Annotated in this window: 15 protein-coding genes and 2 pseudogenes; 14 read left to right on the top strand and 3 right to left on the bottom strand. The window is 69.2% G+C overall.

Going from position 1 to position 15,449, the window contains the following annotated elements:
• Positions 1-597: 597 nt before the first annotated feature.
• The 4 genes from AVW11_RS12770 to AVW11_RS39250 all read left to right on the top strand — a co-directional run bounded on the left by AVW11_RS12770 (position 598) and on the right by AVW11_RS39250 (position 3,778).
• Positions 598-1,794, top strand: coding sequence for a helix-turn-helix domain-containing protein (locus AVW11_RS12770; RefSeq protein WP_240528168.1), 1,197 nt, complete (start codon positions 598-600; stop codon positions 1,792-1,794).
• Positions 1,795-1,949: 155 nt separating this feature from the next.
• On the top strand, positions 1,950-2,291 hold the full coding sequence (locus AVW11_RS12765; protein ID WP_076044041.1) for a hypothetical protein: 342 nt from the start codon (positions 1,950-1,952) through the stop codon (positions 2,289-2,291).
• Entirely contained in the window at positions 2,284-2,556 is a 273-nt protein-coding gene (locus AVW11_RS12760) for a DUF7848 domain-containing protein (protein ID WP_076044035.1), read from the top strand. Before AVW11_RS12765 ends, AVW11_RS12760 begins: the two co-directional genes overlap by 8 nt.
• Positions 2,557-3,199: 643 nt before the next feature.
• Positions 3,200-3,778: a suppressor of fused domain protein gene (locus AVW11_RS39250; protein ID WP_078857939.1), complete on the top strand. Its 579-nt coding sequence runs from the start codon at positions 3,200-3,202 to the stop codon at positions 3,776-3,778.
• Positions 3,779-3,957: 179 nt separating this feature from the next.
• Here AVW11_RS39250 and AVW11_RS35775 read toward each other — a convergent pair.
• A pseudogene (locus tag AVW11_RS35775) lies at positions 3,958-5,165 on the bottom strand (tyrosine-type recombinase/integrase); the annotation flags it as partial.
• A 120-nt stretch (positions 5,166-5,285) separates the two neighbouring features.
• Between AVW11_RS35775 and AVW11_RS39245 the strand changes: the two are divergent.
• From AVW11_RS39245 to AVW11_RS12735, 3 genes and pseudogenes are all read left to right on the top strand, one after another.
• A pseudogene (locus AVW11_RS39245) lies at positions 5,286-5,486 on the top strand (polymorphic toxin type 30 domain-containing protein); the annotation flags it as partial.
• On the top strand, positions 5,438-5,608 hold the full coding sequence (locus AVW11_RS39240; RefSeq protein ID WP_420856377.1) for a polymorphic toxin type 30 domain-containing protein: 171 nt from the start codon (positions 5,438-5,440) through the stop codon (positions 5,606-5,608). The pseudogene AVW11_RS39245 and the gene AVW11_RS39240, both read left to right, overlap by 49 nt.
• A 918-nt stretch (positions 5,609-6,526) precedes the next feature.
• A complete protein-coding gene (locus tag AVW11_RS12735) occupies positions 6,527-7,144 on the top strand; it encodes a dihydrofolate reductase family protein (RefSeq protein WP_076044032.1) in 618 nt (205 codons plus the stop codon).
• Positions 7,145-7,199: 55 nt separating this feature from the next.
• Here AVW11_RS12735 and AVW11_RS12730 read toward each other — a convergent pair whose 3' ends face one another.
• Positions 7,200-7,568, bottom strand: a complete 369-nt coding sequence (locus AVW11_RS12730; RefSeq protein WP_143568836.1) for a hypothetical protein — start codon at positions 7,566-7,568, stop codon at positions 7,200-7,202.
• Positions 7,569-7,686: 118 nt separating this feature from the next.
• Here AVW11_RS12730 and AVW11_RS12725 point away from each other — a divergent pair, with 118 nt between their 5' ends.
• Positions 7,687-8,625, top strand: coding sequence for a DMT family transporter (locus AVW11_RS12725; RefSeq protein WP_240528167.1), 939 nt, complete (start codon positions 7,687-7,689; stop codon positions 8,623-8,625).
• A gap of 75 nt (positions 8,626-8,700) precedes the next feature.
• Here AVW11_RS12725 and AVW11_RS12720 read toward each other — a convergent pair whose 3' ends face one another.
• Entirely contained in the window at positions 8,701-9,714 is a 1,014-nt protein-coding gene (locus AVW11_RS12720; RefSeq protein WP_030855617.1) for a Gfo/Idh/MocA family protein, read from the bottom strand.
• A gap of 242 nt (positions 9,715-9,956) precedes the next feature.
• On the opposite strand from AVW11_RS12720, the gene AVW11_RS12715 reads away from it, so the two are divergent.
• From AVW11_RS12715 to AVW11_RS12690, 6 genes are all read left to right on the top strand, one after another.
• Positions 9,957-10,967 carry a sugar ABC transporter substrate-binding protein gene (locus AVW11_RS12715; protein WP_076044031.1) on the top strand — a complete coding sequence of 337 codons (1,011 nt, stop codon included), beginning with the start codon at positions 9,957-9,959 and terminating at the stop codon, positions 10,965-10,967.
• The gene (locus tag AVW11_RS12710) at positions 10,964-12,001 is read left to right on the top strand and encodes an ABC transporter permease (protein WP_030855619.1); all 1,038 of its coding nucleotides are present in this window, start codon (positions 10,964-10,966) and stop codon (positions 11,999-12,001) included. The genes AVW11_RS12715 and AVW11_RS12710 overlap by 4 nt, the downstream gene beginning before the upstream one ends.
• On the top strand, positions 11,968-12,933 hold the full coding sequence (locus AVW11_RS12705; RefSeq protein ID WP_225884972.1) for an ATP-binding cassette domain-containing protein: 966 nt from the start codon (positions 11,968-11,970) through the stop codon (positions 12,931-12,933). Before AVW11_RS12710 ends, AVW11_RS12705 begins: the two co-directional genes overlap by 34 nt.
• The gene (locus AVW11_RS12700; protein WP_060177701.1) at positions 12,930-14,111 is read left to right on the top strand and encodes an ROK family glucokinase; all 1,182 of its coding nucleotides are present in this window, start codon (positions 12,930-12,932) and stop codon (positions 14,109-14,111) included. The genes AVW11_RS12705 and AVW11_RS12700 overlap by 4 nt, the downstream gene beginning before the upstream one ends.
• Positions 14,108-14,701 (top strand): hypothetical protein, encoded by a 594-nt coding sequence (locus AVW11_RS12695; protein WP_060177702.1) that lies wholly within the window; start codon positions 14,108-14,110, stop codon positions 14,699-14,701. Before AVW11_RS12700 ends, AVW11_RS12695 begins: the two co-directional genes overlap by 4 nt.
• Before the next feature lie 95 nt (positions 14,702-14,796).
• A complete protein-coding gene (locus AVW11_RS12690) occupies positions 14,797-15,429 on the top strand; it encodes an MBL fold metallo-hydrolase (RefSeq protein WP_060177703.1) in 633 nt (210 codons plus the stop codon).
• The last annotated feature ends 20 nt before the right edge of the window (positions 15,430-15,449 follow it).

Below are 15,449 nucleotides of genomic sequence, written 5' to 3'. Positions count from 1 at the left end.
TCAGAGTTTCTTTACTTGATCAAGGCGGCCCGCTGACGCGGCCCGCGCGCTCCGGCCCCTCGGGGCCGCCGCCCGCTCCTGTCTCCGCCCCGCTTGCCGGCGGCCCCGCTGGTCCGGGCGCGCAAGAGTCGCCAGCGTGGATTGTTCTGGGGCTCTGCCCCAGGCCCCGGCCCTCTCTCCGAGGGGGAGGAGGCCGAATGTAGGTGCGGCTCCGCCGTGGTGATGGGCGGTCGGGGTCGCGGGAGGGGTCCCTCGTCGCCCGGTCACCGGAGGCATACCAGGAACCCCCGGGGGCCGCCAAGGCCGAGCGCAAGCGTCACGGGGTGAGCCTTGGCGGCCCCCGGAGAACCCTGGTACGGCGAAGCTGCCCGACCGACGAGGGACCCCTCCCGCTCAGCCCTGATCCTGGCGGGGCCAGCCCTGCGTGGTGATGGCCCCCTGCTCGGCACAAGTCGGTGGTGGGTCACCGCTTCGGGCGGGTATCTGCCGGATAGCCCTCGGTTGACTCGTCGGACCGGCGTACCGTGGCGCTGGAGGTGGTCAGCTGTGACTACGGAACTGGCGGACAACGTCCGTAAGTACCGGCGTCGGGCCGGTATGAGTCAGGAAGATCTTGCCCATGCCGCGGCCGTCTCGCCGGGCACGGTGCGCAAGGTCGAGCAAGGCGGAACGGTTCGGATGGAAACCCTTCACGCCCTGGCCCGCGCGCTGAGCGTGACCACAGGCGCGCTGATGGCGTCCGATGCCCCCGAACCCGTGGGCCGCACGGAGGAACCGAACCGGGTCAACCTGATCCGGCTTCGCGCCGTACTCACCCCGGCTGTCGGGCTCGTGGACCAGGGCGCCGAAGTGTTGGGCGAGGAACCCAACCTGCGAGCCTTCAGCCGGACGGTGGCAGACGCACGGGTCCTGTACTTCTCCGACAGCTACAAGAGCGTCGCGTCCCAACTACCGAACCTGCTGCGCGATGCATCAAGGGCCGTTGCCTACTACGACAGTGGAAACGAGCACCAGCAGGCCCTACTGGCCCGAGCCGAGGCGCTGCGGCTGGCCGGCACTTACCTCACCCAGGTCCGGCAGTACGACATCGCCTACACAGCCCTGGCCGGTGCGATCATGGATGCCCGGCAGGCCGGGGACATGCTCGCGGCAGGCTCGGGCGTCGGAGGTATGTGCTGGCTGCTGGTGCGGCAGGGCCGGCTGGACGAGGCGGAGCGGATCGCAGCCCAGAGCATGGACGCGGTGGAACCGAAGATCACCGGGGCGGAGCCGGACCACTACGCGGTGTGGGGCGGTCTGGCCATGGAGGCCGCAGCCGCAGCTGCCCGCAACAACCGCCCGGATGCGGCCAAGGAATACCGGAAGGCAGCCCGCGTGGCGGCAGCCGCCGTCGGTACGTCGCACCGCAACGTCTCCCGGCACTGGTCCGTCTTCGGACCGGTCACCGCCGCGATGAAGGCCCTCGAAGACTCCATGGTCGTAGGGGACGCGCGCGCCGTGGTGCGCAAGGCAGGCGAGCAAGAGGAGTTGTCGCCCAAGGCGTGGAAACGCTTGGGCAGGCCCAGCACGAACGACGGGAACCGCTTCACCCTCGACGTGGCGCGCGCCCACACGCGGACCGGGGACCTGTCGGCCGCCATGGATGAGCTGACCCGCGCCCGGGAGGCAGCCCCCGAGTGGATGCGGCACCAGAACATGGCCGCCGAGACCATGCAGGAGATCCTGGGTAAGCGCAAGCGCACCCTCACGACGGAGATGCGGGAGATGGCCTCCTACCTGGGGGTCGTCGGATAGCTACCACGCAACGCCATACTTCCGGCACCCTCCGTCGTCAACTGGCATGCCTCATGGATGGAGTGACGGACAGTCGGCCCCTACGGTCGCCGTATTCCATTCGGCGACCCAGGTGGGGGTGCACGGTGAGCACATCGAGGACCGACGCGGACCGCATGCGCCGCAGAGATCTTCACGACGCAGCAGCAGGTGTGACCGGTCCCCGCTTACTGCCATGGACCACTCAGGACGGGAACCCCTGCTACCTCAGCACCGACGGCAGGGGCTACCTCTCCTCACTCGCGGACAGCATCGAAGAGGTACAGCTCGACATGGGCCAGGAACTTCTGGAGCACGCTCGCCGAGTCGTGGCCTCCGGAGCCCAGATGCTCTCGGCCGCCGAGTACCGGTGGCTGGCATGCCGGCTGACCGAAGCCCTCACCGACGCGCTTCGGGTGGCGGAGTCGCGTGGACTGCGCATCGCGGACCCGCAGGAACGGGCGACCGGCCATGCCTGACGCCACCACCAACGCTCCGGCGCACAGGCGTTACCGCTTCCGCGAGTACCACGTGACCAGCGTCGTGGACTCCATGGCCCTGCCCGCCTTCGAGGCCGTCTGCGTCACCGGAGAAGACCACGGCTGCGGCACCACCTCCGGCGAGGTGCACACCGAGGACGAGTTGACCCGCTGGATCGCCGAGCACTGTGCCCAGACCGGCCACGACTTCTACCAACGCACCACCCGCGCCACCCTCCACGCTGAACCCGGCGCCTGGCAGTGAACGCCCCCGCCGTCGGCACCGCTGACGGCAGTAGCGACGGCAACAACCACGGATCTCCCCGCACAACCAAGGACGCCAGCGGAACCTTGAACCGCCTCTCACCTGCATAAACACAGGTGAGAGGGCCCTGGCCAGCACACGTACTATGTGCTGGCCGGCGCCACGCCAGTCCTGGTTCATAATTGCAACGGGGCTGATCAGGTTCCGCTTTACCGCTCTCCTGGGGCGGGTAATAAGGCTAGTGAGGCAAACGGTCTAAATGCTGCCAATCATGCCGGTGATCACCCAACGGCGTACCTGTCCAACCTTCCTGAGGGGGCGGCTCACTATGCGGGTAACGGGCACGATCTCGGGATGCACGTCTTCACAATGAAGCCGGGATTCAGGGAGGCATTTAGAGGCCTGGAATTTCCGCTGGAAAATTCAATGGGGCTAACCAAGGGGCTGACTGAATGGCGAATTCCGGCGAGTCGATTCGATGAGTTTAACTCGTATATTGATCATGGTCTGACTGAATGGTGGGATGCGGCCGACGGGCACTTCTTCCAGCCGCCAGGATCAATACATTCTCCGTAAGCCTGCTGGGGCGGGATGATCCTCATGGAGGGTCATCCCGCCCGTTGCGATAGAAGGTGGTGCTCAAATGGTTCAGTCTAGTAGTCCTGATCGGTTCGCTCGCTTCGTGGGGCGCTTGAGCTCTGCATTTGGAGCTGATCCAGAGATCCATGAAGTTGTGCCGCGTGTCCCGGCAGACGGGCAGGTCGTCTCGGTGACATACGCAGACAAGCCGGAGTCTGGATTCGTTACTGGAGTCACTTACGGGCTCTCTCTATTGGTGGATTCACCGGCCTCAGGGCGCGAGCTTTGCATCACCATGCATTCAGATGATCCGAGGTGGGCGATGGTTCCAGCTATCACCGTCGCCGCCTTGCGCGGCTTGTGTCCCTTTGATCCGGGGATGGTCATCGGCTACATGAAGCCATATGTGGAAGGCTCCGGCTTGAGCAGCCTTCTCTTGGGTGCACCTGATTCCAGGCTGGCAGTAGGCCGCAGGATTGATCTTGCTCTCTCGCCCGGACAGGATGCCGAGGATTCGGTAGAGCTTGTTGGCGCTTATCCGATCTACGCCTCGGAGAGGAAGTTTTTCCACGCTCACGGAGCCCAAATGGCATGGAACTCTGGGTGGGATCCGTCTGATCCGACCCGACCTTCCTTGATTTGAAGCGGAGCCATCCCCTGATCGGGTGACGTGGGAGAGTCCCCGCCGGCGGGTCAGATTTCCGGAAGTTAGTGGCTGCTATGGCGCTTTCGCCATAACAGTTCTCAGAATTACAGCGGCCCCACCGGGTTTGATTCCGATGGGGCCGCCGGGGTGTCTGACGGCAGTAGTTGACGGCAACGTCAGCGGACGGATGCTGCACAAAGTGGCGGTTCGTCGCCGTCGGGCCGGGGAGCGGGTTCGGCGGGGTGGCGGAGGGCGTTGCCGAGGAGGTTGATGGCGTCGCGCTGGAGGCGGAGTCGGACGTGGGCATACACCGTCGCAGTCACCCCGATGTGGGCATGGCCCAACAGCTCCTTGATCACGACGAGTTCGACTCCCTGCTCCAGCAGGAGGGTGGCCGCCGAGTGCTGGAGGTCGTGAAAGCGGATCCGACGGAGCGCGGCCCGGCGGAGAAGGGTGTTGAAGTGCCGGGTGAGCGTGGCCCCCTCGATCGCGCTGCCGTCGGGCCGCGTGAAGACGTACCCACTGTCCTTCCAGCCGGTGCCCGCCGCTCCGCGTTCCTGTAGCTGTTGGTCGCGGTGCTGTTCGAGGGAGCGCAGGCATGGTGTGGGCAGGGCGATGCGCCGTTCGGAGCTCTGGGTCTTGGTCGGTAGGGCGGTCAGGCCGCTGGAGTTGGTGCGCTGGAGGGTGCGGCGGATGCTGGCGGTTCCGCTGGCCAGGTCGAGGTCTTCCCAGCGCAGGCCGAGGAGTTCGCCCCTGCGGAGCCCGGTGTGCAGGGCGAGCTCGAACAGGGCGTGCAGCCGGTGGCCGTGGGTGGCGGCGAGGAACGCTCGGGCTTCCTGGGTGGTGAGGGGTTCGAAGCGTCGGGGGCGGGTGTGCCCATGCGGACGTTGCGGGCGACGTTGCGGGGGATTTCCTCTTCGCGGAAGGCGTGCTCCAGGGCGGACTTGAGGACAGAGCGGACGTAGGTCAGCGTCAGCGGGGAGAGCCGCTTGCCGCAGCACTTTCCGATCGCGCAGCAGCGCGGCCGACCGGCGGCCTCCGGTGCGTTGGGGTCGCGGGCGGCGTCGAGCCCGCGTGCGCAGCACTGGCAGGTGGTGCGGAGTTGGTCGAGCCAGGTGCGGACGTCCTTGGCAGTGAGCTTGGCGAGCTTCCTCCGTCCGAGGCCGGGGATGAGGTATAGGCGGGTGCAGGCGGTGTAGCGGGTGTGGGTGTTCTCGCGGAGGCGATGGATGGCGACGGTCTTCAGCCAGTAGGTGAGGAACGTGGCGACGCTGCCCTGCGCGGAGGGGGTGGGGACGCCGTGGTTGCTGGTGGCGATCTTCTCGGTGAGCTTGGCCAGGGCCTCTTTGCGGGTGCTGCCGTAGACGCGGACGCGCTTGCGGGTGTACTCACACACCGACATCGAGCCTGAACCCAAAGCGTTTCGGATCAATATGTGCTCGCAGGCGCTACGCCAGTACTCGTCCACAACTGCGGCGGATACGACCTGAGAGGGAAGGATCCGATGAGCATCGTTCCCGACGACGCGGGTGTGCGAGAGTTGACGCCACATTCGAATGGTGGATCACAGTACGGCCTTGAGTTTACCTGGAAGAATAATGCAATGAAGACCGTCCGTCTTCGGATTCGCGGTCCAGACGGGACAGCTCCTCCTGGATCCAACTCGGCAACGGGCGAGACCTACAGAGTGCAGATTGGGCGCCAGTACAAGATGAAGCTGGAAAGCTGTTCCACGAACAGGTACACAGCCCGAGAAGCCCCAACTTCAATCCTGATGCGGCAAATGCCACCCACATCCCATGGCCTAAACAGTTTCCGGGGTTGTGATGGCTGTCGGAACTGAGGGCGTGGTCGCGCTGGTCAGGCGAATTATCTCGGAGTCCCCCTGATGGGTGAGCGGCAGGTGCCGAGAACGCGAGCGACTGGTCACACCTATTCGACCAGGAAGAGGCTGATACGGTCGTGCGATTGCTCGCAATTGCTGCCTCAATCGAAGAGGATGTGCGAGTTCGGGAGACTCAACTCCACACCATTCTCGAAATCTCCGACTCGGTCGCACTGAGGAAAGAGTTGCTCCATCCGTTGCAGCGATTGAATCCCAGAGATTTGAATGCCGGGCAACTGGGATATCTCGGAGAACTTGACATCCGACTGGTAGGTGAATGATGAGGCGTTGGGTAATTTAACGCCGCGATGGACGACTCTTCCTAAAATCATCAAATAACCCTGAAGCCCTACCTCGGCTAGTCCAAGGTGGGGCTTCAGGGGCGTTTGACGGCAACGGGGCCGGCAATGCCAGCGGACGGCGGCCGCAGGGGGGAGGGTTGCCAGGGCCGTCGTCGGCCTCGCCGAGTGCGTCGTTGAGCGTTTCGACGGCTTGGTGCTGGGCTCTGTGGCAGGTGGGTGAGGCCGCTGGCCGTTCCGGTGACGAGGCCGAGGTCTTCCCGGCGGAGGCCCTGGGCCGGGGTGGGTGGTCCTGGTCCTCAGGCGATGTTGCGGGGCAGTCGGCTCGTCGGATTCCCAAACGGGTCGGGTTTTCCCTCACCGTTCGTTGTAGTGCCGTACGCACTACTTCGACGCACATGGTGGGCTCTGCTTCTTGCCCCGGCTTCGGAGGCCGGGTCGGACGCTCGTATGCGGGGACATGCCGGTCGGAGCAGCTCGGTGCTTGCGTGGCGCAGCGGTGAGTTCGTGGTAGTCCGGGAGCTGCAATCGGTGACGGGCACCTATAAGGAGCGCAGAGGCATGGCCGAGCTGACACTGACCACCTTCGTGACGCTGGACGGCGTGATGCAGGCGCCCGGCGGGCCCGACGAGGACCGCAGTGACGGGTTCGAGTACGGCGGGTGGGCCGCGCCGTACGTCGACGAGGGGATGGGGGAGTTCATCACCGAGGTGTTCGGGCGGGCCGGGGCGTTCCTGCTCGGGCGGCGGACGTACGAGATCTTCGCCGGCTACTGGCCTCGGCACGACGACCCCGCCGACCCCGTGGCGGGTGGGCTGAACCGGCTGCCCAAGTACGTGGCCTCGACCACTCTGAAGGAGCCGGCCTGGGGGCCGGCGACCGTGCTCGACGGGGAGAACCTGCAGAGCGAGATCGTCCGGGTCAAGGACGCGCTGGAGGGCGAGTTGCAGGTGCACGGGAGCGGACGGCTCGCGCAGTGGCTGCTCGCACGGGACCTCGTCGACGAGATCAATCTGCTGGTGTTCCCCGTGGTGCTGGGGGTCGGCAGGAGGCTGTTCCCCACCGGCGGGCTGCCGACCGCCTACGAGCTGACAGCCTCCCGTACGACGCCCGTCGGGACGGCCGTCCACACCTACCGGCCGACGGGCCGGGCCTCCTTCGGCACCGTCGGTGACTGACCGGCCCCACCCGGTTCGACGGGCACGCGCCCGAAGCCGTCTGCCCGCGCCGCCGCTACCGGCGGTCCAGGGCCAGTTGGACCACGCGGCCCTCGCGCAGGACCAGGAGGTCCGGGGACTCGTGGGCGTGGTGGCGGATGCGGCCGACCGGGCCCGGCGGGCGGATGTGCGGGGTGAGGAGGAGCAGCAGGTCCTCCAAGGCCGGGAGCTGGTCCTCGTGGATCTCCTGGCGGGCCGTCAGGGCCCAGCCGTCGCGTTCCGCCGGGCCGAACTCGCCCACGAGCATCCCTCCTATGTGCCACGCCGGGCCGCGGGGCGAGAGCAGGCCGTCCCCCGTCAGGTGGCGGCGCACCTGTGCGAGTACGGCGTCGGGCGTGGTGTCGAGCAGGTCGAACGCCAGATCCACGGCGTAAAGATCAGCCATGCGCCCGACTCTACGGGGCAGAGGTGCGAGGCCCGGAAACGGGTCGCCCCGCATGATCGGCTCCGGTACGGTGTGCCCCGCAACCGTGCGAGCCGCCGATGTCTCCACCTCCTCCCCAGTGACGTTGGAGACCTCCGTGGCCGTCGCCTCGCCCACCCTGCACGCCGCACCCCGCCGGGCCTGGCTCGCCGATCTGCCCGTCCTGGCCGTCGCCGTCGTGTGGGGCGGGAGCTATCTCGCGGCCAAGGGGATCACCACCGCGCACACCGTGATCGCCGTACTGGTGCTGCGGTTCGCGCTCGTCCTGCCCGTGCTCGTCGTCGCCGGGTGGGCGCGGCTGCGCGCGCTCACCCCCGCACAGCTGCGCGGCGCCGGGCTGCTCGGGCTCGTACTCGGCGGGATCTTCCTGCTGGAGACCTACGGGGTCGTCCACACCTCGGCCACCAACGCCGGGCTGATCATCAGCCTGACCATGATCTTCACCCCGCTCGCCGATGCCGCGGTGAAGCGGAGGGCACCGTCCGCCGGATTCCTCGGCGCCGCCGCGCTGTCCGTCCTCGGCGTCGTGCTGCTCACCCAGGGCGCGGGCTTCACCGCGCCCGGCCTCGGTGACCTGCTCATCCTCGGCGCCGCCCTCGCCCGGACCCTGCACGTGCTGCTGATGGCCCGCTCGGAGGGCGTCCGCGGCGCCGACCCGCTGTCGCTGACCACCGTGCAGCTGGGCGGGGCCGTGCTCGTCTTCGCCCTGCTGGCCGCCGTACCGGGCACGGGGGCGACACCCTGGGCCGCGGCGGCGGACTTCGGCCCCGCGCAGTGGGCCGGCCTGGCGTTCCTCTCCGTCTTCTGCACCCTCTTCGCCTTCTTCGTACAGATGTGGGCCGTACGCCGCACCTCACCGTCCCGGGTCGGCCTGCTGCTCGGCACCGAGCCGTTGTGGGCGGCCGCCGCGGGCATCGTCGTCGGCGGCGAGCACCTCGGGCCCCTCGGCTACGCGGGCGTCGTGCTGGTCCTGTTCGGCACCGCCTGGGGGCGGCGGGCCCTCACATCCGCCTCCTGAGCGTGTCCGGAAAGCGCCGCAGCCGGCAGCCGGCCTCCGCCATAGGGTGGCCCAATGCCCTGCTCACCGATCCGATTACCGATCCGGCAGGTCCGGGAGCTCCTCCAGCCGGACCCGGCGCCGCTCCCGCCGCGACAGCTCGCAGGCCTCCGCGACCCGCAGCGCGGCCAAGGCCTCCGGCCCGTCGCAAAGGTTCTCGCCCGCGCCGCGCACCAGGTGCACGAAGGCGTTCAGCTCGGCCTCGTACGCGGGGCCGAAGCGTTCCAGGAAGCCGGTCCACGGCTTGCTCGCGGCGGGCGGGCCGTTCGGTTCCGTCGAGGCGATCGGCGTCCGGTCGTCCAGCCCGGCGGAGACCTGGTCCCGTTCCCCGGCCAGCTCCATCCGCACGTCGTAGCCGGCGCCGTTGCAGCGGGTGCCGGTGGAGGTGACCAGGGTCCCGTCGTCCAGGGTGAGGACCGCCGCGGCCGTGTCCACGTCACCCGTCTGCCGGAACTGCGGCGGACCGGCGTCCGATCCGGCCGCGTACACCTCCACCACCTCGTGCCCGGTCACCCACCGCACCATGTCGAAGTCGTGCACCATGCAGTCCCGGTACAGGCCGCCCGAGGTCGCCAGGTAGTCGGCGGCGGGCGGCGCCGGATCGGCCGTCGTCGTCCGTACGGTGTGCAGCCGGCCCAGGGCGCCGGAGCGGACCAGCTCCCGGGCCGTGAGGTAGCCCGCGTCGAAGCGGCGCATGAAGCCCACCTGGAGCAGCCCGCCCAGCGCGGACACCTCGCGCAGTACGGACAGGGTGCGGTTCAGGTCGGGGGCGATCGGCTTCTCGCAGAACACCGGGAGCCCGCCGCGGATCGCCCGGACGACCAGCTCCGCGTGCCCGTCGGTGGAGGAGGCGACGACCACCGCGTCCACCCCCCACGTGAAGACCTGCTCCACGGAGGGCGCGGCCGTGGCCCCGAGCCGGTCGGCGAGGCGCGCCGCCCGCGCGGGATCGGAGTCGGCGAGCAGGAGCGAGCCCGCCTCCGGGTGGCGGGCGAGTGTCGCCGCGTGGAACGAGCCGATCCGGCCAGTCCCGATGAGCCCGATGCGCATGGACTCAACCTGGCCCCGTCGGGGGAACCTGTCAATCCGCTCGCGTCGATCTTGCGGATTTCGCGTGCTGATCTGCGATCCCGCCGTGTCGATCTGCGGGTGCATGCCCCGATGGCCCTTCATGGTCCACTGTGGCGGATACTGGGCGGCTGAAACCGGAAATGACCGAATGGTGACGGACGCGCCGGCCGCCGAGACGGCCGACGAGACGGACGAGATGCACGAGGGAAGGGCGCGGCGACGTGGCTAGGGTTCGGACAGGGGTACGCGTGGTGGGCGCCGTGCTCGCGACGGTACTGGGGGCCTCGCTCGCGGGATGCAGCAGTACGGGCGGCAAGCGCGCCGAGGAGCGGGCGAAGGCCGCCGAGGCGGGCCGGCCCGCCGTCTCCACCCCGCGCTGGACCTTCGCGATGGTGACCCACGCGGGCGACGGCGACACCTTCTGGGACATCGTCCAGAAGGGCGCCAAGGAGGCCGCGGCCAAGGACAACATCAACTTCGTCTACTCCCACGACGACCAGGCCCAGCAGCAGGCGCAGTTCGTGCAGAACGCCATCGACCAGAAGGTCGACGGGATCGTGGTGAGCCTCGCCAAGCCGGAGGCCCTCAAGGACGTCGTCGCCAAGGCCGTCAAGGCCGGCATCCCGGTGATCACGGTCAACTCCGGGTCCGCCCAGTCCGCCGCGTACGGGGCGCTCACCCACATCGGCCAGGACGAGACGATCGCGGGCGAGGCCGTCGGCAGCGAGCTGAACAAGCGGGGCCGCAAGAAGACGATCTGCGTCCTGCACGAGCAGGGCAACGTCGGCCACGAGCAGCGCTGCGCCGGCGCGAAGAAGACCTTCTCCGGGACGATGGAGAACCTGTACGTCGAGGGCACGAACATGCCCTCCGTCCAGGCGGCGATCCAGGCCAAACTCCAGGCGGACCCCTCCGTCGACGCGATCCTCACCCTGGGGGCGCCCTTCGCCCCCACCGCGGTCAAGGCCAAGGAGGCCGCCGGGAGCAAGGCCGAGGTCGACACCTTCGACCTCAACGACTCGGTGGCCCGCGACCTCAAGTCCGGCGCCCTCGGCTTCGCCGTGGACCAGCAGCCCTACCTGCAGGGATACCAGGCCATCGACCTGCTGTGGCTCTACCGCTACAACGCCGACGTGCTCGGCGGCGGCCGCCCCGTGCTCACCGGGCCGCAGATCGTCACCGCCGCCGAGGCCGCCGAGCTGGAGGAGTACATCAAGCGGGGCAGCCGATGAGCGCCGCCGCCACCGCCGTCGACGAACGGCTCGCGCCGGCCTCCCTCGTGCGCAGGCTGCTCGGGCGGCCCGAGCTGGGCGCCGTGGTCGGAGCCGTGGCCGTCTTCGTCTTCTTCTCCATCGTCGCCCCCACCTTCCTCCAGGCCTCCAGCCTCAGCACGATCCTGTACTCGGCCTCCACCATCGGGATCATGGCGGTCCCCGTGGCCATGCTGATGATCGGCGGCGAGTTCGACCTCTCCGCCGGTGTCATGGTCACGACCTCGGCGCTGGTGAGCTCCATGTTCAGCTACCAGATGACCGCCAACGTCTGGGTCGGCGTCCTGGTGTCCCTGCTCGTCACCCTGGCCGTCGGCTTCTTCAACGGCTTCATGCTGACCCGCACCAGACTGCCCAGCTTCATCATCACGCTCGGCACCTTCCTGATGCTGACCGGCCTGAACCTCGGCTTCACCAAGCTGATCAGCGGCACGGTCTCCACCAAGTCCATCGCCGACATGGAGGGCTTCCCCTCCGCCCGCGCCCTCTTCGCCTCCAAGTGGGAGATCGGCTCGGTCACCTTGCAGATCACCGTCCTGTGGTGGCTGGCCCTGGTCGCCGTCGCCACCTGGATCCTGCTGCGCACCCGCGCCGGCAACTGGATCTTCGCCGTGGGCGGCGGGGCCGACGCGGCCCGCGCGGTCGGCGTGCCCGTCGTGAAGACCCGTATCGGCCTCTACATGGGCGTCGCCCTGTGCGCCTGGATCTCCGGCCAGCACATCCTCTTCTCGTTCGACGTGGTCCAGTCGGGCGAGGGCGTCGGCAACGAGTTCCTCTACATCATCGCGGCGGTCATCGGCGGCTGTCTGATGACCGGCGGCTACGGCTCCGCGATCGGCTCGGCGGTCGGCGCCTTCATCTTCGGCATGACCAGCAACGGCATCGTGTACGCCCAGTGGAACCCCGACTGGTTCAAGTTCTTCCTCGGCGCGATGCTCCTGCTGGCCACGCTGCTCAACGCATGGGTCCGCAAGCGGGCGGAGGCGAGCAAGTGACCACCACCGAGACCACCGCGGCCGCCACCGGGGCGAGCGCCCTGGTGAAGCTGGCCGGCGTAGCCAAGTACTACGGCAACATCCGCGCCCTCCAGGACGTCTCACTGGAGGTCTCCGCGGGGGAGATCACCTGCGTCCTCGGCGACAACGGTGCGGGCAAGTCCACCCTCATCAAGATCATCGCGGGGCTGCACCGGCACGACGCCGGCACCTTCGAGATCGAGGGCGAGGAAACCGTCCTCGCCAACCCCCGCGCGGCCCTCGACCACGGCATCGCGACCGTCTACCAGGACCTCGCCGTGGTCCCGCTCATGCCCGTCTGGCGCAACTTCTTCCTCGGCTCCGAGCCGACGAAGGGCCGCGGCCCCCTGCGCCGCCTCGACGTGGACCTCATGCGCCGCACCACCCGCGACGAGCTGCTGCGCATGGGCATCGACCTGCGCGACGTGGACCAGCCCATCGGCACCCTGTCCGGCGGGGAGCGGCAGTGCGTGGCCATCGCCCGCGCCGTCCACTTCGGGGCGAAGGTCCTCGTCCTCGACGAGCCGACCGCGGCCCTCGGGGTCAAGCAGTCCGGCGTGGTCCTCAAGTACGTCGCCGCCGCCCGCGACGCCGGCCTCGGTGTGGTCCTGATCACCCACAACCCGCACCACGCCTACCTGGTCGGGGACCGCTTCGTGCTGCTCAAGCGCGGCACCATGGCGGGCAGCCACACCCGCGACTCCATCACCCTGGACGAGCTCACCCGCCAGATGGCGGGCGGCTCCGAGCTCGACGAGCTGAGCCACGAACTGGAGCGGGTGGCAGAATCGGGATCGGGCGTCGGCGTCACGGACGCCACAGCCCGCGGAGCCGGCCGCACCGGCCCGGCGGGCCCGGCCGACCAGGCCTCCCGCACCACCGCACCCACGAGGGACGACACGACTCGATGAGCACGTACCGGGACTTCACGCTCACCCACCGGGGGTCGGCGCGAGGCACCGTCCTGCGCACCATCGGCACCCGTGAGCGGCGGTCGCACCTGACCGCCCCGCGCGTCCCGACGGTCGGCATCGACATCGGCGGGACGAAGGTGATGGCCGGCGTCGTCGACGCCGACGGCGTCATCCTCGAGAAGATCCGCACCGAGACACCGGACAAGTCCAAGAGCCCCAAGGTCGTCGAGGACACCATCGTCGAGCTGGTGCTGGACCTCTCCGACCGGCACGACGTGCACGCCGTCGGCATCGGCGCGGCCGGCTGGGTCGACGCCGACCGCTCCCGGGTCCTGTTCGCACCCCACCTGGCCTGGCGCGACGAGCCCCTGCGCGACGCCCTCCAGTCACGGCTGGCGGTCCCGGTCATGGTCGACAACGACGCCAACACCGCCGCCTGGGCCGAATGGCGCTTCGGCGCCGGACGCGGCGAGGACCACCTCGTCATGATCACGCTCGGCACCGGTATCGGCGGCGCCATCCTCGAAGGCGGCCAGGTCAAGCGCGGCCGGTACGGGGTCGCCGGCGAGTTCGGCCACATGCAGGTCGTCCCCGGCGGGCACCGCTGCCCCTGCGGCAACCGGGGCTGCTGGGAGCAGTACAGCTCCGGCAACGCCCTGGTGCGCGAGGCCCGCGAACTGGCCGCCGCCGACTCCCCGGTCGCGTACAACATCATCGCCAGGGTCGGCGGGAACGTCTCCGAGATCACCGGGCCGCTGATCACCGAGCTGGCCCGCGAGGGCGACGCCATGTGCGTCGAACTGCTCCAGGACATCGGCCAGTGGCTCGGCGTCGGCATCGCCAACCTCGCCGCCGCCCTCGACCCCTCATGCTTCGTGATCGGCGGAGGCGTCAGCGCGGCCGACGACCTGCTGATCGGCCCCGCCCGGGACGCCTTCCGCCGCCACCTCACCGGCCGCGGCTACCGCCCCGAGGCCCGCATCGCCAAGGCCCAGCTGGGACCCGAGGCGGGTATGGTCGGCGCCGCCGACCTCGCCCGGCTCGTCGCCCGGCGCTTCCGCCGCGCCACCCGCCGACGGGTCGAGCGCTACGAGCGCTACGCGCAGCTGGGCCAGCTGGGCCAGCTGGGCCGCAAGCGCGAGACCGCCGCACCCGAGGACCAGGACCAGTCGTGAACCCGCCCACCCTGCCCCACCAGGCCTCCGCCCCCGACGAGGGCGGCACGCCCCCGCCCGCCCCCGAGGACCGCCGGCACGTCGTCAAGCGCCGCTGGATCACCGCGATCATCATCCTGCTGCTGATCGGCGTACCGGCGGGCTACCTCGCGATCTCCACCCAGCAGAGCCGCGAGAGCGGGCGCGACAAGGCCGCCAAGGTCGGCGCGTCCAAGGTGCGCCCCGGATGGCCCTCCAAGGTGCAGCGCAGCATCTACGAGGTGCCGATCCCGGCGAAGGCCTGGAAGGTCGGATTCCTGGAGACCAACAACTGGCGCACCAGCCGCCTCTTCACGCAGTTCGCGGTGACCCCGGCCGACCTGGACGCCTTCCTCGCCTCCGTCGGCAGCAGCCGCGCCGAGCTGATCGCCGGCGCCGTCACCATCTCGCCGCACGACGCCGACGTCGCGGGCTGGAGCTGGAGCCCCCGCGCCGCCTGGTACGGGACCAGCCTGGAACAGGCCGACCCGCGCCCCAGCCGGGACATCACGGTGGACCTCACGGACCCCGAGCACCCCAAGGTCTACGTGGTCTCCACCACGACCCCCTGATCCGCCGGACACCCCCCAAGGGCCGTCCCGTGATCCCCGGCGGGCNNCGTGCGCTGATCCACCGGGGATTACGGGACAGCCCTTAGCCTGGGATCATGAAGCTCACCAAGCGGCTGCATTCCTGCGTCCAGTTGGACAAGGACGGGCACACGCTCGTCATCGATCCGGGCGCCTTCAGCGAACCGGACGCGGGCCTGGGGGCGGACGCCCTGCTGGTCACGCACGAACACCCCGACCACTTCGACGAGGGCCGGCTGCGGGCCGCCCTCGACGCGAATCCGGCGGCCGGGCTGTGGACCCTGCGCAGCGTCGCCGAACGGCTCGCCCCCGCCTACCCGGGCCGGGTGCACACCGTCGGCCACGGCGACACCTTCACCGCGGCCGGGTTCGAGGTGCAGGTGCACGGCGAACTGCACGCGGTGATCCACCCGGACATGCCGCGGGTCACGAATGTCGGCTACCTCGTCGACGGATCCCTCTTCCACCCCGGCGACGCGCTGACCGTGCCCGGCGTCGCGGTGGAGACCCTGATGGTGCCGGTGCACGCACCCTGGAACAAGGTCTCCGAGGTGATCGACTACCTCCGCGAGGTGGCTCCGCGCCGGGCCCTCGACATCCACGACGCCTACCTCGCCGACATCGCCCGGCCGATCTACGACTTCGCCCTGGACAAACTGGGCGGCACCGACCACGGGCGGCTCACCGCGGGGGAGAGCGCCGAGCTGTGACGGCCGGGCCGTGCCGGTCG

The organism is Streptomyces amritsarensis (assembly GCF_001953875.1).
Classification (GTDB): Bacteria; Actinomycetota; Actinomycetes; order Streptomycetales; family Streptomycetaceae; genus Streptomyces; species Streptomyces amritsarensis.
Note: the sequence above shows the minus strand (reverse complement) of the source record. Positions and strands in the feature narration are given on the sequence as shown.